The 21,104-nt window shown below is 71.8% G+C and carries 17 protein-coding genes; 3 read left to right on the forward strand and 14 right to left on the reverse strand.

The window, feature by feature from the left end; translation table 11 throughout:
* Window positions 1-72: 72 nt before the first annotated feature.
* From araA to chvE, 7 genes are all read right to left on the reverse strand, one after another.
* Window positions 73-1,602: an L-arabinose isomerase gene (gene araA / locus ASG05_RS05240; protein ID WP_056258038.1), complete on the reverse strand. Its 1,530-nt coding sequence runs from the start codon at window positions 1,600-1,602 to the stop codon at window positions 73-75.
* A complete protein-coding gene (locus ASG05_RS05245) occupies window positions 1,599-2,312 on the reverse strand; it encodes an L-ribulose-5-phosphate 4-epimerase (RefSeq protein ID WP_056225236.1) in 714 nt (237 codons plus the stop codon). Before ASG05_RS05245 ends, araA begins: the two co-directional genes overlap by 4 nt.
* Window positions 2,309-4,117, reverse strand: coding sequence for a ribulokinase (araB, locus tag ASG05_RS05250; protein WP_082486378.1), 1,809 nt, complete (start codon window positions 4,115-4,117; stop codon window positions 2,309-2,311). The genes ASG05_RS05245 and araB overlap by 4 nt, the downstream gene beginning before the upstream one ends.
* 329 nt (window positions 4,118-4,446) lie before the next feature.
* On the reverse strand, window positions 4,447-5,436 hold the full coding sequence (locus ASG05_RS05255) for a LacI family DNA-binding transcriptional regulator (RefSeq protein ID WP_056258041.1): 990 nt from the start codon (window positions 5,434-5,436) through the stop codon (window positions 4,447-4,449).
* Window positions 5,437-5,595: 159 nt separating this feature from the next.
* Window positions 5,596-6,864, reverse strand: coding sequence for a multiple monosaccharide ABC transporter permease (gene mmsB, locus ASG05_RS05260; RefSeq protein ID WP_082486380.1), 1,269 nt, complete (start codon window positions 6,862-6,864; stop codon window positions 5,596-5,598).
* Complete coding sequence (mmsA, locus tag ASG05_RS05265; RefSeq protein ID WP_369814036.1) at window positions 6,851-8,380, reverse strand: multiple monosaccharide ABC transporter ATP-binding protein; 1,530 nt, start codon at window positions 8,378-8,380, stop codon at window positions 6,851-6,853. The genes mmsB and mmsA overlap by 14 nt, the downstream gene beginning before the upstream one ends.
* A gap of 124 nt (window positions 8,381-8,504) precedes the next feature.
* The gene (chvE, locus tag ASG05_RS05270; RefSeq protein WP_369814037.1) at window positions 8,505-9,593 is read right to left on the reverse strand and encodes a multiple monosaccharide ABC transporter substrate-binding protein; all 1,089 of its coding nucleotides are present in this window, start codon (window positions 9,591-9,593) and stop codon (window positions 8,505-8,507) included.
* Between the two features lie 532 nt (window positions 9,594-10,125).
* Here chvE and ASG05_RS05275 point away from each other — a divergent pair.
* Complete coding sequence (locus ASG05_RS05275; protein ID WP_056258048.1) at window positions 10,126-10,449, forward strand: hypothetical protein; 324 nt, start codon at window positions 10,126-10,128, stop codon at window positions 10,447-10,449.
* 169 nt (window positions 10,450-10,618) lie between these two features.
* On the opposite strand, the gene ASG05_RS05280 is transcribed toward ASG05_RS05275, so the two are convergent.
* The 3 genes from ASG05_RS05280 to ASG05_RS05290 all read right to left on the reverse strand — a co-directional run bounded on the left by ASG05_RS05280 (window position 10,619) and on the right by ASG05_RS05290 (window position 14,114).
* The gene (locus ASG05_RS05280; RefSeq protein WP_235491392.1) at window positions 10,619-11,740 is read right to left on the reverse strand and encodes an aldose 1-epimerase family protein; all 1,122 of its coding nucleotides are present in this window, start codon (window positions 11,738-11,740) and stop codon (window positions 10,619-10,621) included.
* Complete coding sequence (locus ASG05_RS05285) at window positions 11,733-12,989, reverse strand: D-arabinono-1,4-lactone oxidase (protein WP_056258051.1); 1,257 nt, start codon at window positions 12,987-12,989, stop codon at window positions 11,733-11,735. Before ASG05_RS05285 ends, ASG05_RS05280 begins: the two co-directional genes overlap by 8 nt.
* Window positions 12,990-13,055: 66 nt before the next feature.
* Window positions 13,056-14,114: an LLM class flavin-dependent oxidoreductase gene (locus ASG05_RS05290; RefSeq protein ID WP_056258052.1), complete on the reverse strand. Its 1,059-nt coding sequence runs from the start codon at window positions 14,112-14,114 to the stop codon at window positions 13,056-13,058.
* 235 nt (window positions 14,115-14,349) lie between these two features.
* On the opposite strand from ASG05_RS05290, the gene ASG05_RS05295 reads away from it, so the two are divergent.
* Window positions 14,350-14,829, forward strand: a complete 480-nt coding sequence (locus tag ASG05_RS05295; RefSeq protein ID WP_056258056.1) for a hypothetical protein — start codon at window positions 14,350-14,352, stop codon at window positions 14,827-14,829.
* A 76-nt stretch (window positions 14,830-14,905) separates the two neighbouring features.
* On the opposite strand, the gene ASG05_RS05300 is transcribed toward ASG05_RS05295, so the two are convergent.
* The 4 genes from ASG05_RS05300 to ASG05_RS05315 all read right to left on the reverse strand — a co-directional run bounded on the left by ASG05_RS05300 (window position 14,906) and on the right by ASG05_RS05315 (window position 19,396).
* Entirely contained in the window at window positions 14,906-16,351 is a 1,446-nt protein-coding gene (locus tag ASG05_RS05300; RefSeq protein WP_235491393.1) for an NtaA/DmoA family FMN-dependent monooxygenase, read from the reverse strand.
* Between the two features lie 163 nt (window positions 16,352-16,514).
* Complete coding sequence (locus ASG05_RS05305) at window positions 16,515-17,150, reverse strand: hypothetical protein (RefSeq protein WP_056258060.1); 636 nt, start codon at window positions 17,148-17,150, stop codon at window positions 16,515-16,517.
* A 125-nt stretch (window positions 17,151-17,275) separates the two neighbouring features.
* Window positions 17,276-18,223 carry an aldo/keto reductase gene (locus ASG05_RS05310; protein ID WP_056258062.1) on the reverse strand — a complete coding sequence of 316 codons (948 nt, stop codon included), beginning with the start codon at window positions 18,221-18,223 and terminating at the stop codon, window positions 17,276-17,278.
* A 198-nt stretch (window positions 18,224-18,421) separates the two neighbouring features.
* The gene (locus ASG05_RS05315; protein WP_056258064.1) at window positions 18,422-19,396 is read right to left on the reverse strand and encodes a D-isomer specific 2-hydroxyacid dehydrogenase family protein; all 975 of its coding nucleotides are present in this window, start codon (window positions 19,394-19,396) and stop codon (window positions 18,422-18,424) included.
* Window positions 19,397-19,957: 561 nt separating this feature from the next.
* On the opposite strand from ASG05_RS05315, the gene ASG05_RS05320 reads away from it, so the two are divergent.
* Window positions 19,958-21,016, forward strand: a complete 1,059-nt coding sequence (locus ASG05_RS05320; protein ID WP_056258067.1) for a magnesium and cobalt transport protein CorA — start codon at window positions 19,958-19,960, stop codon at window positions 21,014-21,016.
* The last annotated feature ends 88 nt before the right edge of the window (window positions 21,017-21,104 follow it).

Raw genomic sequence — 21,104 nt, forward strand, 5'->3', positions numbered from 1 at the left:
ATCGTCGTTCGCCGGGGGACGAAGGACGATCCGGGACCACTCGATGCGCGAAGAGCCGTGCTGCGCGAGGGCCTACAGGCCGCGGGCCAGGCGGTGGTACGCGGCGTTCCAGGCGACCTCGTGGCGGAAGTCGCGGATGCGGGTGTCCTCGTCGATGACGAGCAGCTCGGTCTCGACGATGCGCGCGAGGTCCTCGAACGCCTCGAGGCCGACGGCGGTCGACATCACCGTGTGGTGCGCGGCGCCGGCGGTCAGCCAGGCCTCGGCCGAGACGGCGAACGACGGGCGGGGCTTCCACACCGCGCGCCCCACCGGCAGGTTCGGCAGGTCCTCGTCGGGGTCGACGACGTCGACCACGTTGACCGTCAGGCGGAACCGGTCGCGCACGTCGCTCATCGCGACGACGACGGCGGGGCCGGGGTCGGCGGAGAAGACCAGGCGCACCGGGTCGTCCTTGCCGCCGATGCCGAGCGCGTGCACCTCGAGCGAGGCGCGCCCCGACGTCAGCGCCGGGCTGACCTCGAGCATGTGCGCCCCGAGGATCTTCTCCTCGCCGGGCACGAGGTGGTACGTGTAGTCCTCCATCAAGGAGGCGCCACCCGGCAACCCGGCGCCCATCACGTTGGCCGCACGCACCAGCACCGAGGTCTTCCAGTCGCCCTCGGCGCCGAAGCCGTAGCCCTCGGCCATGAGGCGCTGGACCGCGAGTCCGGGCAGCTGCTTGAGCGCACCCAGGTCTTCGAAGTTCGTCGTGAAGGCACTGAACCCGCCGGCCTCGAGGAACGACCGCAGGCCGATCTCGATCGCCGCACCGTCGCGCAGCGACTGGTGCCGCTCGCCGCCCGTCCGCAGGGCGGGCACGACGTCGTACTCGGCCTCGTACACGGCGACCAGGTCGTCGATCGCCGACTCGGACGCCGCGGCGACCGCCTCGGCCAGCTCGTTGACGCCCCAGGTGTTGACCTGCACGCCGAAGGCCAGCTCGGCCTCGGTCTTGTCGCCCTCGGTCACGCCGACGAAGCGCATGTTGTCGCCGAAGCGGGCCAGCTTGAGCGAGCGCATGGCCGAGGCACCGGCGGCGGCGCGCATCCACGTGCCGACCTGCTGTTGCACGCGTGGGTCGCTGACGTGGCCGACGACCGTCTTGCGCGGCACGCCGAGGCGGGTCTGCATGTAGCCGAACTCGCGGTCGCCGTGGGCGGCCTGGTTGAGGTTCATGAAGTCGAAGTCGATGTCGGCCCAGGGCAGGGCGACGTTCGCCTGGGTGTGCAGGTGCAGCAGCGGCTTGCGCAGCGCGTCGAGCCCGCCGATCCACATCTTGGCCGGGCTGAAGGTGTGCATCCAGGCCGTGACGCCGATCACCGAGTCGTCGAGGTTCGCCTCGAGCATCGTGCGGCGGATGGCGTCGGCGTCGGTCAGCACGGGCTTCCAGACGAGCCGCACGGGGACGTCGGAGGCGGCGGCGAGCTCGTCGGCGATGGCGCGCGACTGGTCGGCGACCTGCTTCAGGGTCTCTTCGCCGTAGAGGCCCTGGCTGCCGGTGAGGAACCACACCTCTCTCGAGGCGAGGAAGGCGGTCGGGTCGAGGGTGTCGTTGGTCACTTCAGTTCTCCTGCGGGTGCTTGTCCATAGACGTTCTGGTACCGGTCGAAGAGGGCGTCGATGCTCTCTGCCGGGATGGGGATGGGTTCGCCGAGCTGGCGGGTGACGTGGACGGTGCGGGCGACGTCTTCGGTCATGACGGCGGCCTTGACCGCGTCGCGGGCGTCCTTCCCGATCGTGAAGACGCCGTGGTTCTGCATCAGCACGGCGCGGCTGCGGTGGCCCTCGAGCGTCGCGACGATGCCGCGGCCGATCGAGTCGTCGCCGATGATCGCGAACGGCCCGACGGGGATCTCGCCGCCGAACTCGTCGGCCATGGCCGTGATCACGCACGGGATCGCCTCGCCGCGGGCGGCCCAGGCGGTGGCGTAGGTCGAGTGCGTGTGCACCACTCCCCCGACGTGCGGCATGGTCCGGTACACGTAGGCGTGCGCGGCGGTGTCGCTCGACGGGCTGCGGTCGCTGCCCGGGGTGCCCTCGACCACGGTGCCGTCCAGGCGGCAGAGGATCTGGTTCTCGGCCGTCAGGTCGTCGTACAGCACGCCGCTCGGCTTGATCACGAAGAGGTCGGTGCCGGGCACGCGGCCCGAGACGTTGCCGCCCGTCCAGACGACCAGCCCGTAGCGCACGAGCTCGGCGTGCAGGGTGGCCACGTCTTCTCGGGTGGCGTCGATGGCCGCCTGCGTCGAGCGGTCGATCCAGCCGGTCATGCGGTCACCTGCGCGTCGGTCGTGGCCGAGGCGGTGGCGTCCTGCTCGACCGCGTCCGCGCCTCCTGCGTCCGCCGTCGGAGCCGAGGAGGCGCGGGTCGCCTCGCGACGCATCGCCCGCAGGCGGTGCATCACGTCGTTGCCGCCCCGACCGAACCAGTCGTGCAACAGGAGGTACTCGGCGTAGAGGGCGTCGTAGGCGTCGGCGTTCGCCTCGTCGGGCGTGTACGTGGCGCGGTCGACGCTGCCCATGGCCTCGGCCGCCGAGCGGATGTCGGGGTAGGCGCCGGCGGCGACGGCGGCGTGGATCGCCGAGCCGAGGGCGGGGCCCTGCTCGCTCGTGATCGTCGAGATCGGCAGGCGCAGCACGTCGCTGTAGGTCTGCATCAGGTGGGCGTTCTTGAGCAGGCCGCCCGCGGCGATGAACTCGGTGACGGGAACGCCCGACTCCTCGAAAGCCTGCACGATGCGACGGGTGCCGAAGGCCGTGGCCTCGAGCAGGGCACGGTAACCCTCTTCGGGCGTCGTGCTGAGCGTCTGACCGACGATGACGCCGCTCAGCTCGTGGTCGACGAGCACCGAGCGGTTGCCGCTGTGCCAGTCGAGGGCCACGAGGCCGTGGGCGCCGACGGGCTGCTCGTAGGCGAGGTCGGTGAGGTGCTGGTGGACGCTCTTGCCCGCGGCCGCGGCGGCGTCGACCGCCGACTGCGGCACCTGGTTCTTGACGTACCAGGCGAAGATGTCGCCGACGCCGGACTGCCCGGCCTCGTAGCCGTAGAGGCCGTCGACGATGCCGCCGTCGACCACGCCGCACATGCCGGGCACCTCGGCGAGCCTGTCGCCGTTCATCACGTGGCAGGTGCTCGTGCCCATGATGGCGACCATCTGACCGGGCTGGGTCGCCTTCGCGGCCGGGGCGGTCACGTGCGCGTCGACGTTGCCGACGGCGACGGCGATGCCCTCGGGCAGGCCCGTCCAGCCGGCCGCCTCGGCGGTCAGCGTGCCCGCGACGTCGCCCAGGGCGCCGATCTCGTGCACGACCTTGGTCTCGGCGAAGTCGGCGAAGTCGGGGTTGAGGGCAGCGAGGAACTCACGGCTGGGGTACTCGCCGTCCTGGTAGATGCCCTTGTAGCCGGCGGTGCAGGCGTTGCGGACGTACCGACCGCTGAGCTGCCAGACGATCCAGTCGGCGGCCTCGACCCAGTGCTCGGTCGCGGCGTAGACCTCGGGGTCCTCTTCGAGCAGCTGGAGGCCCTTGGCGAACTCCCACTCGCTCGAGATGAGCCCGCCGTACCGCGGCAGCCAGCTCTCGCCCCGCTCGGCGGCGAGCTCGTTGATGCGGTCCGCCTGCCCCTGGGCCGCGTGGTGACGCCAGAGCTTGACGAAGGCGTGCGGGCGGTCGGCGAAGCGCTCGAGCTCGTTGAGCGGCGTGCCGTCGGCGGTGGTCGGCACCATCGTGCAGGCCGTGAAGTCGGTGCCGATGCCGACGACGGCCGAAGCGTCGACGCCCGACGCGCGCAGGGCCTCGGGCACGGCGTTCTTCAGCACGTCGACGTAGTCCGACGGCACCTGCAGGGCCCAGTCGGCGGGCAGCCGCTCGCCCGTGCCGGGCAGCGTGCGGTCGACGACGGCGTGCGGGTACTCGAACGTGGCGCTGGCCAGTTCGGCACCGTCGCGCACGCGCACGACGACCGCCCGGCCGCTGAGCGTGCCGTAGTCGACGCCGACGACGTACGTGTCGGCCGAGGTGTCGGCGGGGCCGGGGCCCCCGGGCGACGAGTCGGAGGGGATGGCGGTCTCAGCCATGGAACGTCCTTGTCCTGATGCGAAAGTGAGCGCTCACATTCTCACACGCGAGGGCTCGCGCGTGCAATCTCGTGAGGCGCGGGTCGGGCCGATCGGCGACCGTGCCCGAGGCCGGGCCCGACCCCACGAGCGGCGCTCGACGATCCGCCTAGGCAGAGGTTCTGGGCCGGTTCAGGGGGTCACCTCGGGCAGGCCGGGCGGACGCGCAGGTCCGACCCCCACGAGCGGCGCTCGACGATTTGCCTAGGCAGAGGTTCTCTGCCGGACGAGGGGGCCACCCGGGCAGGCCGGGCCGGGCCGGCCCGCGGGCACCGGACCGCAGGCGCGGGTCAGCGGGCGGGGGCGGCCGTCGAGCGGCGGACGACGAGCTCGGGCTCGAGCGCCGCGACGGGGGCGTCGTCGCCCGCGAGCACGGCCTCGACGGTGGTCATGAGGCGGCGGCCCAGGGCCTCGAAGTCCTGCCGCACGGTCGTCAGCGGGGGCACGAAGTGCTCGGCCTCGGGGATGTCGTCGAACCCGACGATGCTGACGTCGCGGGGCACGACGAGCCCGGCGTCGACGTACGCGTGCACGACGCCGAGCGCCATCTGGTCGTTGCCGCAGAAGACGGCGGTCACGTCGTCGCGCCGGGCGAGCTCGCGGCCGATGCGGTGCCCCGACCCCGGCGTCCAGTCGCCCCGGCACAGCACGCTCGAGTCGACGCCGAGCCGGGCGCAGGCCTCGCGCCAGCCGCGCTCGCGGTCGCGGCCGTCCATCCACCCGTCGGGCCCGGCGACGTGGGCGATGCGTCGGTGCCCGAGTGCCGCGAGGTGCTCGACGGCGGCCTCGGCCCCCGCGGCCTGGTCGAACGACACCGTGTGGTGGCCGTCCTCGGCCTCGCTGTCGGCGGTCACGAGCGGCACCGAGACGTCGGAGCGCCGCAGCACCTCGAGGGCCTCGGAGTCGGGGGCGATCAGCACGATGGCGGCGACGTTCTGCCCGACCAGCGAGTCGAGGGCCTGACGCATGCCCTGCCGGTCGTCGACGTCCAGCGTGGCCATCGAGACCTGGTAGCCGGCTCGGCGGGCGGCCCCGTTGAAGCCGTGCATGGTGCTCGACGGTCCGTAGAACGGGAACCCGGTGCTGATCACGCCGAGCGACTTCGTCTTGCGGCTGGCCAGGGCCCTCGCCGTGAGGCTCGGCCGGTAGTTGAGGTCGTCGATCGCGGCATCGACCTTGGCCTTCGTGGCGGGACGGACCGTCGGGTCACCGTTGACGACCCGCGACACGGTCTGGTGCGAGACGCCGGCCGCGGCCGCGACGTCGAAGAGGGTTGCCACGAGGTGATCCTATTTCGGTTCGGTTTTCGGACGACGGTGTCCTGTTCGCCCGGTCCGCGCCTCCTGGGGTCGGACCGGGCGTCCGCCCGAGGGCGGAGAGACGAGGAGGCGCGGCTCCCGTCACCGGGAACCGCGCCTCGTCGCGGGGTGCTGCGTTCGTTACTTGGCGGACGAGGCGGCGCGGCGCTTGTTGAACACGTCGAACGCGACGGCGGCAAGCAGCACGAGGCCCTTGATCAGGGACTGGTACTCGGTGCCGACGCCGAGGATCGACAGGCCGTTGTTCAGGATGCCGATGATCAGACCACCGATGATGGCGCCGGTGACCGTTCCGATGCCACCGGTGACGGCGGCTCCACCGATGAACACGGCGGCGATGGCGTCGAGTTCGAAGCCGGTGCCGGCGCTGGATGCGGCGAGGTTCAGCTGGCTGGTGAAGACGATGCCGGCCAGGGCCGAGATGACGCCCATGTTGACGAACAACAGGAAGGTCACGCGCTTGGTCTTGACGCCCGAGAGCTCGGCGGCGTGGACGTTGCCACCGATCGCGTAGACGTGACGACCGAAGACCGAGTTCTTCATGACGGTCGAGTAGACGACGACCAGCACGGCGAGGATGACCAGCACGATCGGGGTGCCCGAGTAGCTCGCGAGCAGGAACCCGACGTACATGACGAGCGCGACGGTGAAGACGAGCTTGGTGACGAACCACAGGAAGGGCTCGTCCTCGAGCTGGTACTTGCGACGCGTCGCACGACCGCGCAGGCCGGTGCCGATCAGGGCGACCGAGGCGACGGCGCCGAGGATCAGCGTGAGCGGCTCGTACCCGGTGGTGCCGAAGGCCGGCAGGAACCCCGAGCCGATGTTGCGGAACCCCTGGGGGAACGACGAGATCTGCGTGCTCTGCAGGGCGATCTGCGCCGCGCCACGGAAGGCGAGCATGCCCGCCAGGGTGACGATGAACGCCGGGATGCCGAAGTAGGCGATCCAGAAGCCCTGCCAGGCTCCGACCAGCGCGCCGAGCACGAGGCAGAGGACGACGGCGAGCGGCCAGGGCAGGCCCCACTGCGTGATCATGACGCCGGCCATGGCACCGGTGAAGGCGACCACCGAGCCGACCGAGAGGTCGATGTGCCCGGCGATGATCACCATCACCATGCCGATCGCCAGGATCAGGATGTAGCTGTTCTGCACGACCAGGTTCGACACGTTGATCGGCGCCAGCGTGATGCCGTTCGTGGTGATCTGGAAGAACAACACGATGACGATCAGCGCGATGAAGAGGCCGATCTGGCGCAGCTGGCCGCCGAGGTACGAGACCGCGGAGACGATCGGGTTGCCGCCCGAGCCGGACTGCGGCTGACGGGACGTGGGCGACCCGCCCGTGGGCTTCGGGTCGGTGGCCTGGGTGGGGCTAGGCGCGCTCATTGACGGGGCTCTCTCGTTCGAGGGTCATGTACTTCAGGAGGAACTCGGGGGTCGCCTCGGCGATCGGCACGTCGGCCGTGATGCGTCCCTCCGAGAGGGTGTAGATGCGGTCGCAGATGCCGAGCAGTTCGGGCAGCTCGGACGAGATGACGATGACTCCCTTGCCCGCGTCGGCGAGCTGGTTGATGATCGTGTAGATCTCGTACTTGGCCCCCACGTCGATGCCGCGGGTGGGCTCGTCGAGGATCAGCACGTCGGGGTCGGCGTACATCCACTTCGACAACACGACCTTCTGCTGGTTGCCGCCCGAGAGCTTGCCCGTCACGGCGGCCACGGTCGGCGCCTTGATGTTCATGCTCTTGCGGAACCGCTCGGCGACGGTGCTCTCTTCGGAGCGGTTGACGAAGCCCCAGTTCGCGAGCTTGCCGAGGGCCGAACCCGAGACGTTGCGGGTGATGTCGTCGATCAGGTTGAGACCGTACTTCTTGCGGTCCTCGGTGGCGTAGGCGATGCCGGCCGCGATGGCCTTGCTCACGGTCGAGGTGTCGACCTTCTCGCCGCGCTTGTAGACGGTGCCCGAGATGCCGGTGCCGTAGCTCTTGCCGAAGACGCTCATCGCGAGCTCGGTGCGACCGGCACCCATCAACCCGGCGATGCCGACGATCTCGCCGGCCTTCACGCTGAGGTGGGCCTGGTGGATGATCTCGCGCGACGCGTCGAGCGGGTGGTGGACGGTCCAGTCCTCGATGCGCAGCAGCTCTTCGCCGATCGTCGACTCGTGGGCCGGGTACCGGCTCTCGAGGTCGCGACCGACCATGCCCTTGATGATGCGGTCTTCCGACACCTCGTCGGCGTGCATGTCGAGGGTCTCGATGGTCTTGCCGTCGCGGATGATCGTCACCTTGTCGGCGATCGCCTTGATCTCGTTCAGCTTGTGGCTGATGATTATCGACGTGATGCCCTGGCCCTGCAGGCTCTTGATCAGGTCGAGCAGGTGGGCCGAGTCGTCGTCGTTCAGGGCGGCCGTGGGCTCGTCGAGGATGAGGATCTTCACGCGCTTCGACAGCGCCTTCGCGATCTCGACCAGCTGCTGCTTGCCGACGCCGATGTCGACGACCTTGGTGATCGGGTTGTCGCGCAACCCGACCCGGGCCAGCAGGCCGGCGGCGTCGAGGTTGGTCTTGTTCCAGTCGATGAACCCGCCCTTGGACTGCTCGTTGCCGAGGAAGATGTTCTCGGCGATCGACAGGAAGGGGCTGAGGGCCAGCTCTTGGTGGATGATGACGACGCCGGCGGCCTCGGAGTCGTTGATGTTCTTGAAGTCGACGGGCTGGCCGTCGAGCAGGATCTGCCCGTCGAACGAGCCGTGCGGGTAGACGCCCGACAGCACCTTCATCAGCGTCGACTTGCCGGCGCCGTTCTCGCCGCAGATGGCGTGGACCTGGCCGCGTTCGACCTCCAGCGAGACCTCTTGCAGGGCCTTGACGCCGGGGAACGTCTTGGTGATGTCCCGCATCTCGAGGATCGTGTTCGCCACGTGTTCCTTCTTCCGTGTTTCGGTGGGGTGCAGCTGTGGAGCAGGGACGCGAGGAGGCGCTGGTCGGCGACCAGCGCCTCCTCGGTCCGCGGAAGGGACGGACCTACTTGAGGTCGGCCTCGGTGTAGTAGCCGCTGTCGACCAGGACCTCTTTGTAGTTGTCCTTGGTGACGATCGTCGGCTGGAAGAGGTACGTCGGGACGACCTTCTCACCGTTGTCGTACGTCTTGTCGTCGTTCGTCTCGGGCGTCTTGCCGGTGAGCAGGTCGTCGGCCATCACGACGGACTGGTCGGCGAGCTGACGGGTGTCCTTGTAGATCGTCGAGTACTGCTGGCCCTCGATGATCGACTTGACCGAGGCGGCCTCGGCGTCCTGACCGGTGATGACCGGCAGGGCGTCGCTGGCGTAGCCGGCACCCTCGAGCGCCGAGATGATGCCGAGCGAGATGCCGTCGTAGGGCGAGAGCACGCCGTCGAGCTTCGTGCCGGACGAGTAGGTCGAGGCGATCAGGTTCTGCATGCGCGCCTTGGCGGTGGCGGGGTCCCACTGCTGCGTCGCGGCCTGCGTGAACTGGTCCTGACCGGAACCGATGGTCAGCGAGCCGTCTTCGATGTAGGGCTTGAGGGTGTCCATCGCGCCGTTGAAGAAGAAGGTCGCGTTGTTGTCGTCGGGGCTGCCGGCGAAGACCTCGATGGTCTTGGGCGAGGCGCCGTCGACCTTCTTGCCGTCGGCGTCGGCGAGGCCGAGGCCGGTCAGCAGGCTGGTGCCCTGGTCGACGCCCACCTTGTAGTTGTCGAACGAGACGTAGTAGTCGACGTTCTCGTTGCCCGTCAGCAGGCGGTCGTACGAGATGACCTTGATGCCGGCCTTGGCGGCGGAGTCGAGCTGGTCGCTGAGCGAGCCGCCGTCGATCGAGGCGACGATGAGCACCTTGGCGCCCTTGGTGATCATGTTGCTGATCTGCTGGACCTGCTGGGGGATCTTGTTGTCGGCGTACTCGAGGTCGACCTTGTAGCCCTTGTCTTCCAGGGCGCTCTTGACGGCGTCGCCGTCCTTGATCCAGCGCTCGGACACCTTGGTGGGCATCGCGACGCCGACCAGCGCACCGGCGTTGTCGCCGCTGCTGCTGCCGCCGGCGTCACCGCCGCGTCCGCCGGCACCGCCGGAGCAGGCGGCCAGGGAGAATGCCATGCCGACGGCGACGATGCCGACGAGGAGCTTTTTCTTCACGGTTGTTCCATTCGTGTCAGGTGTCATCTCGACGGCGTCGTCGATGACGGGTGGTGGTGCTGTGGAGGGATCACTGTGGTGCAGGCACGCGACGACTCGGGAGGCCGGGGACGTGCCGGGCCGACGGGTGCGCGAGGCGTGCCCGTCGGGGCTGGGGGACGTCAGGCCGGGGCGGCCGCGAGGAGGCGCGGGGCGGGCGACGTGCGGAGGGCCGGCTGAGCGGCCGGGCGGGGTGCGGTGCTGTTCACGGTTGACCTCTTCGTCAGGAAACGTGTGGCGGGGTGTGTCGCAGGGTGGGACGTGACGGCCCGTCATGAGGACGGTCGAGCGCTGACCTGAGAATGTGAGCGCTCACATCGGGTGGTGCGGGGCAATACTGAACGAGGTCCAGGTGCTTGTCAAGTCGGTCCGCCCTCGGCGTGTCGCCGGAGGATTTACACGTTCGCCACACGCCGTTCACGTGCATGAGCGGTCGTCAGGTCACAGTGTGGCCATGATCACCGCGACCGCGACCGTCCACACGGCGCACGACGCCGCCGGCCTGTTCTGGTTGTCGCGCCGCCTGCTGGCCGAGCACCGGGCCGCCCGGGTCGACGTGGGCCAGTACCTCGTGCAGCTCGCGGACGCGGGCACGGTGCTGCTGACCGAGCTGCCCGACGCGCTGCGCTTCGACGTCGTCGTGCGCGACGAGCTCGCCGCCCGCCGGACGCGACGCGCGCTCGAGGCCGCTCTCGAGCGCTGCCTGCCCGGCACGGTGTCGGCGATGACGTGGCAGACCGAGGCCCTCGTCGCGGGCGCCGAGGTCGAGGTCGCCTGAGCCGACCGCACCGCGTGCGGTCGAGGTCGCCTGAGGCGACCGCACCGCGTGTCGTGCACGGCACCGCGTCTAGACCGGGTGCGGTGAACGAAACGCGGTGCGTTGCGGGTGGGGCGGACGGCCGGGCGGGCCGGGCGGGCGAGACGGGCGGGGCGGGCTGGTGCCGGGGCTAGAAGGCCGTGATGGTCCAACTCGCCGTGTGCGACTCGCCGGGGGCGAGCAGCACGAGGTCGTCGCCCGAGTTGAAGGCGTCGGGCGGGCAGGTCATCGGCTCGACGGCGAGGCCGACGCGGTCGTTCTCGGGCTCGGGCCGGTCGGCGGTGTGCACCTGCACCCAGGGCAGCTCGCGACCCCACGACATGGTGACTCCGTGGCCGTCGCGCGCGGTGACCGTGGCGGTGACCCGCGCCCCCTGGGCCTCGCCGGACGTGTCGTCGGCCCACGTGTCGTCGGCTGACGTGCCGTCGGCCGACCTGTCGTCGGCCGACGTGTCGTCGGCGGTGGCACCGTCGGCCGGGCCGAAGTCGAGGTCGGTGAAGGCGTGGTCGACGAAGAGGTCGCCGATCGCGTGCCCCTCACGGAAGTCGAAGCCCTCGCGGTCGCCCACCGGGCGGGTGCCGACGGGCACGAGGCGGTCGTCGGTCACCTCGAGGTAGCTCGCGGCGGGCAGGTCGAACGTCCAGTCGTCGACGCGACCCTCGCCGGCCACGAGGTACGGGTGCGGGGCCGTGCCGTAGGGCGCCGTGCCCTCGCCCACGTTGCGGGCCGTGACCGTCGTGGTCAGGCCGTCGTCGCCCAGCTCGTAGACGACGGACAGGGCGAGGCGCCAGGGGTAGCCGTCGCTCGGCACGAGGACGAACGACGCCGACGCCCTCGCGGCCTGGGCCTGGTCGAACGTCCAGTCGGCCCAGTGGGCGAGGCCGTGCAGGGCGTGCCCGCGTTCGACCTCGTTCAGGGCCAGCTGGTGTTCGACCCCGTCGCGCTCGTAGCGACCGTCGGTCACGCGGTTGGGCCAGGGGGCCAGCAGGGCGCCCCGGAAGCCGGGCCGCACCTGGTCGGCGGCGAACGGCACGACGAGGTCGCGGCCCTCGAAGGTCAGGGCGCGCAGCGTGGCCCCGACCGCGGCCAGCTCGGCGCGGTAGCCGTCGCGCTCGAGCACGACCTGGGCACCCGACACCGGCACGGGCGAGGTGGTCAGCGTCGCCGTGGGCGGTGCGCCCGGCGCGGGCTCGACGACGGGCGGGGTCGTGCCGGGCACGGGGACGTCGGCGACGGGGGTGGGCTCAGACACGGGCGGACTCCCCCAGGACGGACGCGGACAGGAACGCGTTGCGGAACCGACCCTCGGGGTCGACCGACTCGACGTGGGCGGCGAACTCGCCGAGGCGCGGGTGCACCCGGCGCAGCTCGGCGTGCGTCGCGGTCGACACCTTGCCCCAGTGCGGTCGGGCGTCGAAGGCGCCGAGCACGCGCTCGATCTCGGGCAGAGCGGCCAGCACGTCGGCCGGCCGGCGGTGCCAGGTGAAGTGGAACGCGACGCTCTGCCGACCGCTGCTCGGGCTGATCCAGGCGTCGTCGGGGGCGATGGTGCGGATCTCGCTGACCATCAGCACGTCGGCGAAGGTGTGCGCGATGCCCCGCAGCCCCTCGATGGCGGCCGCGGCGTGCTCGGCCGGCACCAGGTACTCGCTTTGGATCTCTTCGCCCGCGCTCGGCGTGAAGTCGAAGCGGAAGTGCGGCAGACGTTCGAGCCACGGGCCGGCCACGCCGCCCTGCTGCGTGACGGCCGCGGTCTCGGCACCCGGGATCATGTGCGTGGTCGCGTCGGCCCGTACCGCCCCCAGGTCGCGCAGGTCGAGCCCGACCTCGTCGCCGACGCGGTGCTTCGACCACACCTGGTCGACCCCGTCGCCGTCGTAGCGGGTGAAGAAGCTGAGGCTGTAGGCGCTGGCCAGCACGGCGTCGAGGTGTTCGAGGGCGGCCGCCCACGGCAGGCCCTCGACGATGGTCTGCTCGACGTCGAAGGTCGGCACGGTGTCGAGCTCGAGGGCGGTGACGATGCCGACGGCGCCGAGCGAGACCACGGAGGCGCCGAACGCGTCGTCGCCGCGGCGGACGGTCTCGAGGCTGCCGTCGGCCCGCACCAGCTCGACGGCGCGGACGCCGGCCGAGAGGGCCGGGTTGCGGACGCCTGAACCGTGGGTGCCGGTCTGGACGGCGCCGGCCACCGAGATGTGCGGCAGCGAGGCGAGGTTGTGCAGGGCGAGGCCGCGGCGCTGGAGCTCGCCGGCGAGGGCGGCGTGCGTCGTGCCCGCACCGACGCGGACGGACCCGGCGGCCGAGTCGACCTCGACCGGGGTGTCGAGCGCGTCGAGCGACACGAGGGTGCCGTCGGTGTCGGCGACGCGGTTGAACGAGTGGCGCGACCCCAGGGCCTTGACGCGACGACTGCCCGTGACGACGTCACGCAGTTCGTCGAGGCTCGTGGGGCGACGCAGGTCGGTCGTCGAGTACTCGACGTTGGCGGCCCAGTTCTGCATGGAGGCTCCTTCGACTCGGGGTGCTCCGTCGAGTCTAGGCGCGCCGCCGGGGTGTCGTGTGAGCGCTCACTTCGCCTGCCACCCGAGCAGCGGCCCGAGTCGCTCGGCGGCGTCGGTCAGCACCTGCGCGTACTCGGCGAGGCCGAAGTCGAACGGCAGCTCGACGATCAGGTCGTCGACCTCACGCATCGCGGCGTTCTCGTGCAGCTGCTCGGCGATCCACTCGGACGGGCCGACCAGGTCGCGGTCGAACATCATGCCGCGGGGCCCGTGCGCCACGGTGGTGCGGTCGCGACGGGAGGACGCGTAGGCCTCGTACGCCGCACGCTGTTCGGCGGTGGCCGTGTCGGTGGGCAGGACGACCGCGCCCTTGGCGACCCGCGCCTCCTGACCCGCCGGGTGGGCCGCGCGGAAGGCGCGGATCTGTTCGAGCTGCGACGCGGCGAAGCGGGTCGGCTCGATCGGCCCGGGTGCGCCCGCGAAGCTGACGTTGCTGATCAGCATGCCGAGCCCCTGTCGGCCGGCCCACTCGGCGGACCGCGGGCTGCCCGCTCCGTACCAGACGCGGTCGGCGAGGCCCGGGCTCTGCGGCTGCACCCGGCCCGTGTAGACCTCGATGCCCTCGGTGCCCTCGAACGCGCTGACCTGCTCGCCTCGGACGAGCGAGAGGAACTTCTCGACCCGGCCGTACGAGAAGTCCTGGTGGTCGACCGCGTCGCCGTAGAGGTGCGGGCCGACCTCGTCGTAGCCGCGGGGCTCGCCGACGCTCACCCCGAGCTGCAACCGGCCGCGCGAGAGCACGTCGACCGTCGCCCAGTCCTCGGCGAGGCGGAACGGGTTCTCCCAGCCGAGCGGCATGACGGCCGTGCCGAGGGTGAGCCGCGAGGTGCGCTGCGCCGCCGCCGAGAGGAACGCCACGGGTGACGAGATGCCGAACTGCAGGTGCCGCGTGCGGGTCCAGCCGCCGTCGAGCCCCAGCGCCTCGGCCCGCTCGAAGAGCTCGAGCCCCTGCTCGAGGCCGACGGTCGGGTCGTCGCCCTCGAACGCGCCGATGGTGAGGAACCCGAGCCGACGCAGCGGCCTCGGGTCGGCGGACGGCGAGGACGACGAGGAGGCGGTGGTCACCCGTCGAGCCTAGCCAGACGGCACGGCGGCCCCCGGCCCGCGTCGGGCGGCCCCCGCCTCGCGTCCCCCGTTGGGCGTCCCCCGGACTGGGGACCGCCCCACCCCCGTACTGGGTAGCCGCGCACCGTTGTCCCCCGGCCCCGGGTGCGGTTCGCTGGACGGAGCCGTTCGAGAGCCACGCGTCGACGACGACACGACCACGGACGACACCACGACTTCAGGGGACACCACCACGATGGACACCGCAGAACCCGACACCGGACGCCCCGGCACGACCGACCCGTCGGACGCCGCGACCACGCTCGACCCGGCGACCACGACCGGCACCGCACCGGCCACCCCGACCCGAGCGCTGCGCGTCCGCCCCGAGCGCGTCACCCGCGTCCGCCGACCCGCCACCTTCGTGCTGACGTGGCTCGACCTGCCGAACGACGGTGAGGACCCCGGCCTGCCGCTCGGCACCTGCCTCGTGCTGCGCACGGTCGGTCGCTCGGTGCGCGACGTGCTCGTCGACCTGCCGGGCGGGTCCGTCCGCGGCCGCGACAAGCTGCGCCCCGGCACGATGCTGGGCATCGCGACCCCGGTCGAGCTCGACGCACTGGTCGCACTCGGCACCGTGTTCGTCGAATGGTCGGACGGCCGCGGCGGCAGCCGCACCACCTGGCTGCGCGTGCCGCCGGTGCCCGCCCGCTACCGCAGCCCCGCCACGAGCTGACACGACCGCGCCGCGCGACGACGCGACCCCGACGACGGCGCGACCGGCGTCGCCGACCGCGCCGCGCCTCCCGGGTTCAGCGGCGGTAGGCCGCCGCCGGGTGCGTCTCGGGCAGGCGCGGACCGCCGCCGGTCAGCCGCTCGCGCAGCGTCTCGCCCGGCACGTACGCCTCGCGCAGTCGCCCGCGGCGCCGCAGCTCGGGCACGACCAGTTCGACGAAGTCGGTCAGCGTGTCGAACGAGTGGTACTGGCGCAGGTTGATGCCGTCGATGCCCTCGTCGTCGAGCCACCGTTCGATCTCGTCGGCCACGACCGTCGGCGTGCCCGCGACGAAGAACGTGCCGCCCCAGGCCTCGTCGACCGAGTCGATCAGCTGGCCCACCGTGATGTCGAGCGGCAACGCGGCCGCGCCCGGGTGGTCGAGCCGCCCCTCGGCCTCGAGCGCCTCCCGGACGCTGCGGTCGCGCGGGTGGGACGGCGCGTCGAACGGGATGCTGCGGTGGATCAGCTTGCCCTGCTCGCTCGCGAACGACCGGTAGAGGGCGAGCTTCTCGGCGACGACCTCGTCGGTCTCGCCTGTGATGACGCCCGCCTGCACGATGAACGACACGTCGTCGGCCGAGCGACCGGCCAGGACGGCGGCCTCGCGGGTGGCGGCCCCGACGGCCCGGACCGCCGGCCCGCCGGTGAAGACGACCTCGGCGTTGCGGGCCGCCTGCTCGACGCCCTTCGGCGAGGCCGTCGCGAGGAAGAGCACGGGCGTGCGCTGCGGCGACGGCTCGCTGAGGTGGGGCCCCGCGACGCGGAAGTGCTCGCCGACGTGGTCGATCGCGTGGACCTTCGACGGGTCGGTGTAGACGCCCGAGCCGGGGACCAGCCCGTCGGCGGTGGGGTCGGCGACGACCGCGTCGTCCTCCCACGAGCCCTCCCACAGCTTGTAGAGCACGTCGAGGTACTCGGCGGCGCGGGCGTAGCGCTCGGCCTTGGGTATCTCGGCGTCGAGGCCGAAGTTGCGCGCGGCGTTCGGCAGGTACGACGTCACGACGTTCCAGCCGACCCGCCCCTTGGTGAGGTGGTCCAGCGTCGACATGCGCCGGGCGAACGCGAACGGCGGCTCGTAGCTGGTCGAGAACGTGATGCCGAAGCCGAGGTGCTCGGTGACCGCGGCCATCGCCGGCACGACCATCATCGGGTCGTTGTTCGGCGCCTGGACGCCTTCGAGCAGGGCCGGCGCCGGGCTGTCGCCGAACACGTCGTAGGCGCCCAGCACGTCGGCGATGAAGATCGCGTCGAAGCCCCCGCGCTCTGCCAGCCGGGCGAGTTCGAGCCAGTACGCGAGGTCCTTGTACTCGCTGCGGTGGTTGTGCGGCAGCCGCCAGAGGCCGTGCGTGATGTGGCCGACGCAGTTCATCTCGAACAGGTTGAGGATCAGCCGCTTCGTCGCGGTGGGGGCCCCGGCGTCGGCGGTGGCGGACGGGTCGACGGCGGTCGGGTCGGACGCGGGGGTGTCTGCGGTGCTCACGCGTCCTACTGTGCCGCACCGCGCCTCCTCGTCCGCCGGGGCGTCGCCCCGTGTCGCCGCGACGACGTGCGGGCGGCCCGACCTCAGCACCGCGTGTCGTGCACCGCACCACGACTGGTCCGGGTGCAGTGCAAGACACGCGGTGTGGTGCGGACGGGCGGGGTCAGCCCTCGCGGATGGTCGTCGTCACGTCGACGAGGCTCGGGTCGGCGGGCGCCGAACCGAAGCCGAAACGCACGGGCGGGTCCAGCGGAGCAAGCGCCCCGAGCGCCCGACCGTCGAACCGGGCGTCGACGGCGACGATGCGGCGGGCCAGCGTCACGCCGTAGTACTCGCGACGGCCGCCACCGGCCGTGCCCGCGGTGCGGGCCCCGGGCACGAGCAGGCGCGCCACCGGGTCGATCAGCGTCAGCCAGCCGGGCCGGGTGGCGAACGCGGCCGGCACGAGGCGCAGCAGCCAGCCGAGCGGCGACACCGGCCCGATCTCGAGCGACAGGTCGAGCACGTCGTCACCCGAGGCGTCGGGCCCGGCCGACACCCGCAGCGTCCGGTCGACGCCGCGCCACGAGACGGGCTGCACCCGCACCTCGTCGAACGTGTACGTCGACGACACGTAGTCCGCCACGGCCTGCGACGGAGCCAGCAGGGTGCGGTGGCCGTCGGCGGCCTCGACCATCACGTCGACGAACCGCCCGAGCGGCGAGCGGGTCCAGAGCCCGACGACGACCCGCGTGCCGGAGGTGGTGCCGAAGCCGGCGATGCGTCCGTGGAACCTCTGGTCGGGGGTCGGGCTGCTCATCGCTCGACCGTACGCCGAGGGGGCTGCGCGCACCGCGCCTCCCGGCGGCTCCGCCGGTCCCGCCGCCGGGGCGGGACCGTGCGGGGCCGACCCCGGGAGGCGCGGGTCGTCCGACAGGGACGGCGCTACTCGGGCACCCGGGCCGAGACGGCCTCGAGGGCGGCGAGCTCGTCGGCGCTGAGTGCCACGCTCGCGCTGGCCAGCAGGGCCGGCAGCTGCTCGAGGGTGCGCGCGCTGGCGATGGGGGCGACCACGCGCGGCTGGGCCTGCAGCCAGGCGAGCGCGATCGAGGCGATCTCGACCGAGTGAGCGCTCGCGATGTCGCGCAGGGCGGCGACGACCTCGAGCCCCTCGTCGCTGAAGTAGCCCTCGACGTTGCCGCTGCGGGCACCGGCGATGTCGTCGCGGGACTGGTACTTGCCGGTCAGGAAGCCCGCGGCCAGCGAGAAGTACGGCGTGACGCCGAGCTGGTTCAGGGCGGCGAGCGGTGCCAGGTCGCGCTCGTACGCCCCGCGGGTGACGAGGTTGTAGTGCGGCTGCAGCGCGACGGGTGCTGCGAAGCCCTCACGACGGGCGATCTCGATCCATTCGGTGATGCGCTCGGGCGAGAAGTTCGAGATGCCGACGTGCCGCACCTTGCCGGCCTTCTGCAGCGCGTCGAACGCGCCCAGGGTCTCGGCGAGGTCGTCGCCGGTGTCGAAGTGCGCCCAGTACAGGTCGATGTGGTCGGTCTGCAGGCGGGTCAGCGAGGCGTCGGCGGCCGCGGCGACGTTGGCGGCGCTCAGCCCGGGGAACTCGGGGTGCTGGCTGACCTTCGTGCCGATGACGAGCTGGTCGCGACGGGCGGCGCCGCCCTGCGCGAGCCACGTGCCGATCACGGTCTCGGACTCGCCGCCCGAGTTGCCGTCGGCCCAGGCCGAGTAGACGTCGGCCGTGTCGACGAAGTTGCCGCCTCCGGCGACGAACGCGTCGAGCACCGAGTGCGACTCGGCCTCGTCGCTCGTCCAGCCGAAGGTGTTGCCGCCGAGGGCGAGGGGGAAGACGTCGAGGTCGGATGTTCCGATGAGGGGCATGCGGGGGTTCCTTTCGCGAACGTCGCGTCGGGTCGGCGCGGCGACTACCCAGGTCTAACGCGTCGGGGGCGGGTTCGTTCCCAGCCTGGCGACGTTGCGACACCGTCGAGTGGACACGGCACCGCCGCACGTCACGGTGTCGTGTCCACTCGACGGCGTCCTGGCGTCCTGGCGTCCTGGCGTCCTGGAAGGAGCGGCTCAGTAGCCCTGCTCGACGTCGACGACGCCCTCGGGTTCGCCGCCCTCGGCGAGCGCCCGCGCGTTCGCCTCGACGCGGGCCTGGAACAGGGGCTCGGTCATGGCGTTCGTGTTGGCCTGGTGCGGGGTGATGAGCGCTCGCGGTTCGGCCCACAGCGGGTGGCCGTCGGGCAGCGGCTCGGGGTCGACGACGTCGAGCCCGGCGGCTCCGATGTGCCCCTCGGCGAGCGCGGTCACGAGGGCGTCGGTGTCGACCAGGGGGCCGCGGGCGATGTTGACCAGCACGGCGGTCTCTTTCATGGCGGCGAACTCGTCGGCGCCGAGCAGGCTGCGGGTGCCCCCGGTGAGGGCCGCGGCGACGACGACCACGTCGCTGGTCGGCAGCACCTCGGCCAGGCGGTCGACGGTGATCGTGCGGTGGGCGCCGGGCACGGCCTCGTCGGTGCGGCGGACCATCGTCACCTCGACGTCGAAGGGCTGCAACAGGCGCAGCAGCTCGGTGCCGATGCCGCCCGCCCCGACGATCGTCACGCTCGACCCGTTCAACGAGATGCCGCGCTGTTCGTGTTCCCACGAGGAGGCGCGGGCCCTGATCTGCAGGGAGCGCAGGGTGGCCAGCGTCAGGGCCAGGGCGTGCTCGGCCACGGGTGCGCTGTAGGCGCCCTTGGCGCTGGTGAAGACGAGGCCGTCGCGCGCGGTGGCCTGCATCGTCTCGACGTACGCGTCGACGCCGGCGCTCGGCAGCTGCACGACGCGGACCCCGGGGTGCTCTTCGATCGCGGTGCGCAGCTCGTCCTGGTCGACGCGGCCACCGACGACGATCATCTCGGTCTCGTCGCCGAGCTCGACCAGGCGGGCGTCGGTCGCCTCGACCGCCCGCTCGGCGGGGCCGACGCCCCACGTGTCGCCCGACGACCGCTCGGAGTCGGCGGTGGCGGAGGCGGCGGGAAGGACGGTGACGGCGACGGTGCTCATCGCTCCACCGTATCGATCGGGTCACGAAGGCGACTCAGGCTCGTGTCCCGCCCGCACCGGTGGCAGAGTGGCGCCGTCTGCCGGTCGCGAACCCGATCGTGGACGCGGGAGGCACGGGTCAACGGCGACACGCGCCTCCTTCTCACACCACCCGTCCGCACCGGTCGCCCCCGGGTTGCCGCGGGGGTACGCTGTCCCACGGCCCACCAGGGCCCACGGCCCGTCCGGGCCCGGCGGCAGCACGACGGAAGGCAGGTGAGCGGCGATGGCTGGTGACAGTACTGGCGCCCCGCGGCATCCCTCCGTGGTCGCGCCGTCCGCCCCGCTCGTCTGAGCGGCCGGGCCGAACGACCACGAGCGATGCCCACGGGCACCGACGTCTCCCGTCGACGCACGTCGTCGGCGATCCGCGCCTCCGGGTGTCGCGTCGCCGCCCGTGTGCGTCGCCCCCGGCCAGCACCGCCCGCCCGTCGTCCCGACGGCTGTCGTGACCACCACCCGGCTCGACGTCGGCGCCGCACCACGGCGCCGTCGCACCACGAACGGCAAGGAGCGCAGACCATGGCACTCATCGACAACGGCATCTACGTCGCGGGGCACCGCACCGACAGCCCGGCGAACCTCGACGAGACCTTCGAGCTGCTGCACGAGCACCAGGGCATGGCGTGGATCGGCCTCTACCGTGCCGACCCCGACGAGGTGCGCTCGATCGCGCAGGAGTTCGAGCTGCACCCGCTGGCCGTCGAGGACGCCCTCAAGGGGCACCAGCGCGCCAAGCTCGAACGGTTCGGCGAGACGCTGTTCGTCGTGCTGCGCTCGGCCCGGTACCTCGACGCCGAGGAGACGGTCGAGTTCGGCGAGGTGCACGTGTTCGTCGGGCCGGGCTTCGTCATCACGATCCGGCACGCCGAGAACCCCGACCTCGGCCGGGTGCGCCGCCGCCTCGAGTCGAGCCCGGACCTGCTCGCCCTCGGCCCGGAGGCCGTGCTCTACGCCGTGCTCGACCAGGTCGTCGACGGCTACGGACCGGTCGTCGCGGGCATCGAGAAGGACATCGACGAGATCGAGGACGAGCTCTTCGGCGGCGACCCCGAGGTGTCGAGGCGCATCTACGAGCTGCTGCGCGAGGTGATCAGCTTCCAGCGGGCGACGAGCCCGCTGCGCGGCATGCTCGAGAACCTGCTGCGCGGCTCGGACAAGTACGGCGTCGACGTCGAGCTGCAGCGCTCGCTGCGCGACGTGCTCGACCACGTGCTGCGGATCGGCGAGCGGGCAGACACCTTCAGGGCCCTGCTCGAGAACGCCCTCACGGTGCACTCGACGCTGGTGACCCAGGCGCAGAACGACGAGATGCGGCGGTTGTCCGAGGCGGGGCTCGCCCAGAACGAGGAGACGCGACGCTTGTCGGAGGTCGGCCTGCAGCAGAACGACGAGGTCAAGAAGATCTCGGGCTGGGCGGCGATCCTGTTCGCGCCGACCCTGGTGGGCGGCGTCTACGGCATGAACTTCGACAACATGCCCGAGCTGCACTGGCAGTTCGGCTACCCGATGGCGGTCGCCGCGATGGTCGCGGTCGGCGCGAGCATCTGGGGCGTGTTCAAGTGGAAGAAGTGGCTCTGACGACGTGATCGGCCGGCCTCACGGGGCCGGGACGCAGAGAACGCGGGAGGCGCGGGTCGGGTGACCCGCGCCTCCCGCGTTCTCGGGG

The sequence above is a fragment of the Frigoribacterium sp. Leaf186 genome, from assembly GCF_001423905.1.
In the GTDB taxonomy this organism is placed as follows: domain Bacteria; phylum Actinomycetota; class Actinomycetes; order Actinomycetales; family Microbacteriaceae; genus Frigoribacterium.

Excerpts from the sequence above, each read along its gene's own strand:
- ASG05_RS05315 (WP_056258064.1), bottom strand. The coding sequence starts at position 19,396 with ATGAGCACCGTCGCCGTCACCGTCCTTCCCGCCGCCTCCGCCACCGCC.
- ASG05_RS05285 (WP_056258051.1), bottom strand. The coding sequence starts at position 12,989 with ATGCAGAACTGGGCCGCCAACGTCGAGTACTCGACGACCGACCTGCGT.
- ASG05_RS05245 (WP_056225236.1), bottom strand. The coding sequence starts at position 2,312 with ATGACCGGCTGGATCGACCGCTCGACGCAGGCGGCCATCGACGCCACC.
- ASG05_RS05310 (WP_056258062.1), bottom strand. The coding sequence starts at position 18,223 with ATGCCCCTCATCGGAACATCCGACCTCGACGTCTTCCCCCTCGCCCTC.
- mmsB (WP_082486380.1), bottom strand. The coding sequence starts at position 6,864 with ATGAGCGCGCCTAGCCCCACCCAGGCCACCGACCCGAAGCCCACGGGC.
- araB (WP_082486378.1), bottom strand. The coding sequence starts at position 4,117 with ATGGCTGAGACCGCCATCCCCTCCGACTCGTCGCCCGGGGGCCCCGGC.
- mmsA (WP_369814036.1), bottom strand. The coding sequence starts at position 8,380 with ATGCGGGACATCACCAAGACGTTCCCCGGCGTCAAGGCCCTGCAAGAG.
- ASG05_RS05305 (WP_056258060.1), bottom strand. The coding sequence starts at position 17,150 with ATGAGCAGCCCGACCCCCGACCAGAGGTTCCACGGACGCATCGCCGGC.
- ASG05_RS05275 (WP_056258048.1), top strand. The coding sequence starts at position 10,126 with ATGATCACCGCGACCGCGACCGTCCACACGGCGCACGACGCCGCCGGC.
- ASG05_RS05295 (WP_056258056.1), top strand. The coding sequence starts at position 14,350 with ATGGACACCGCAGAACCCGACACCGGACGCCCCGGCACGACCGACCCG.
- chvE (WP_369814037.1), bottom strand. The coding sequence starts at position 9,593 with ATGGCATTCTCCCTGGCCGCCTGCTCCGGCGGTGCCGGCGGACGCGGC.
- ASG05_RS05320 (WP_056258067.1), top strand. The coding sequence starts at position 19,958 with ATGGCACTCATCGACAACGGCATCTACGTCGCGGGGCACCGCACCGAC.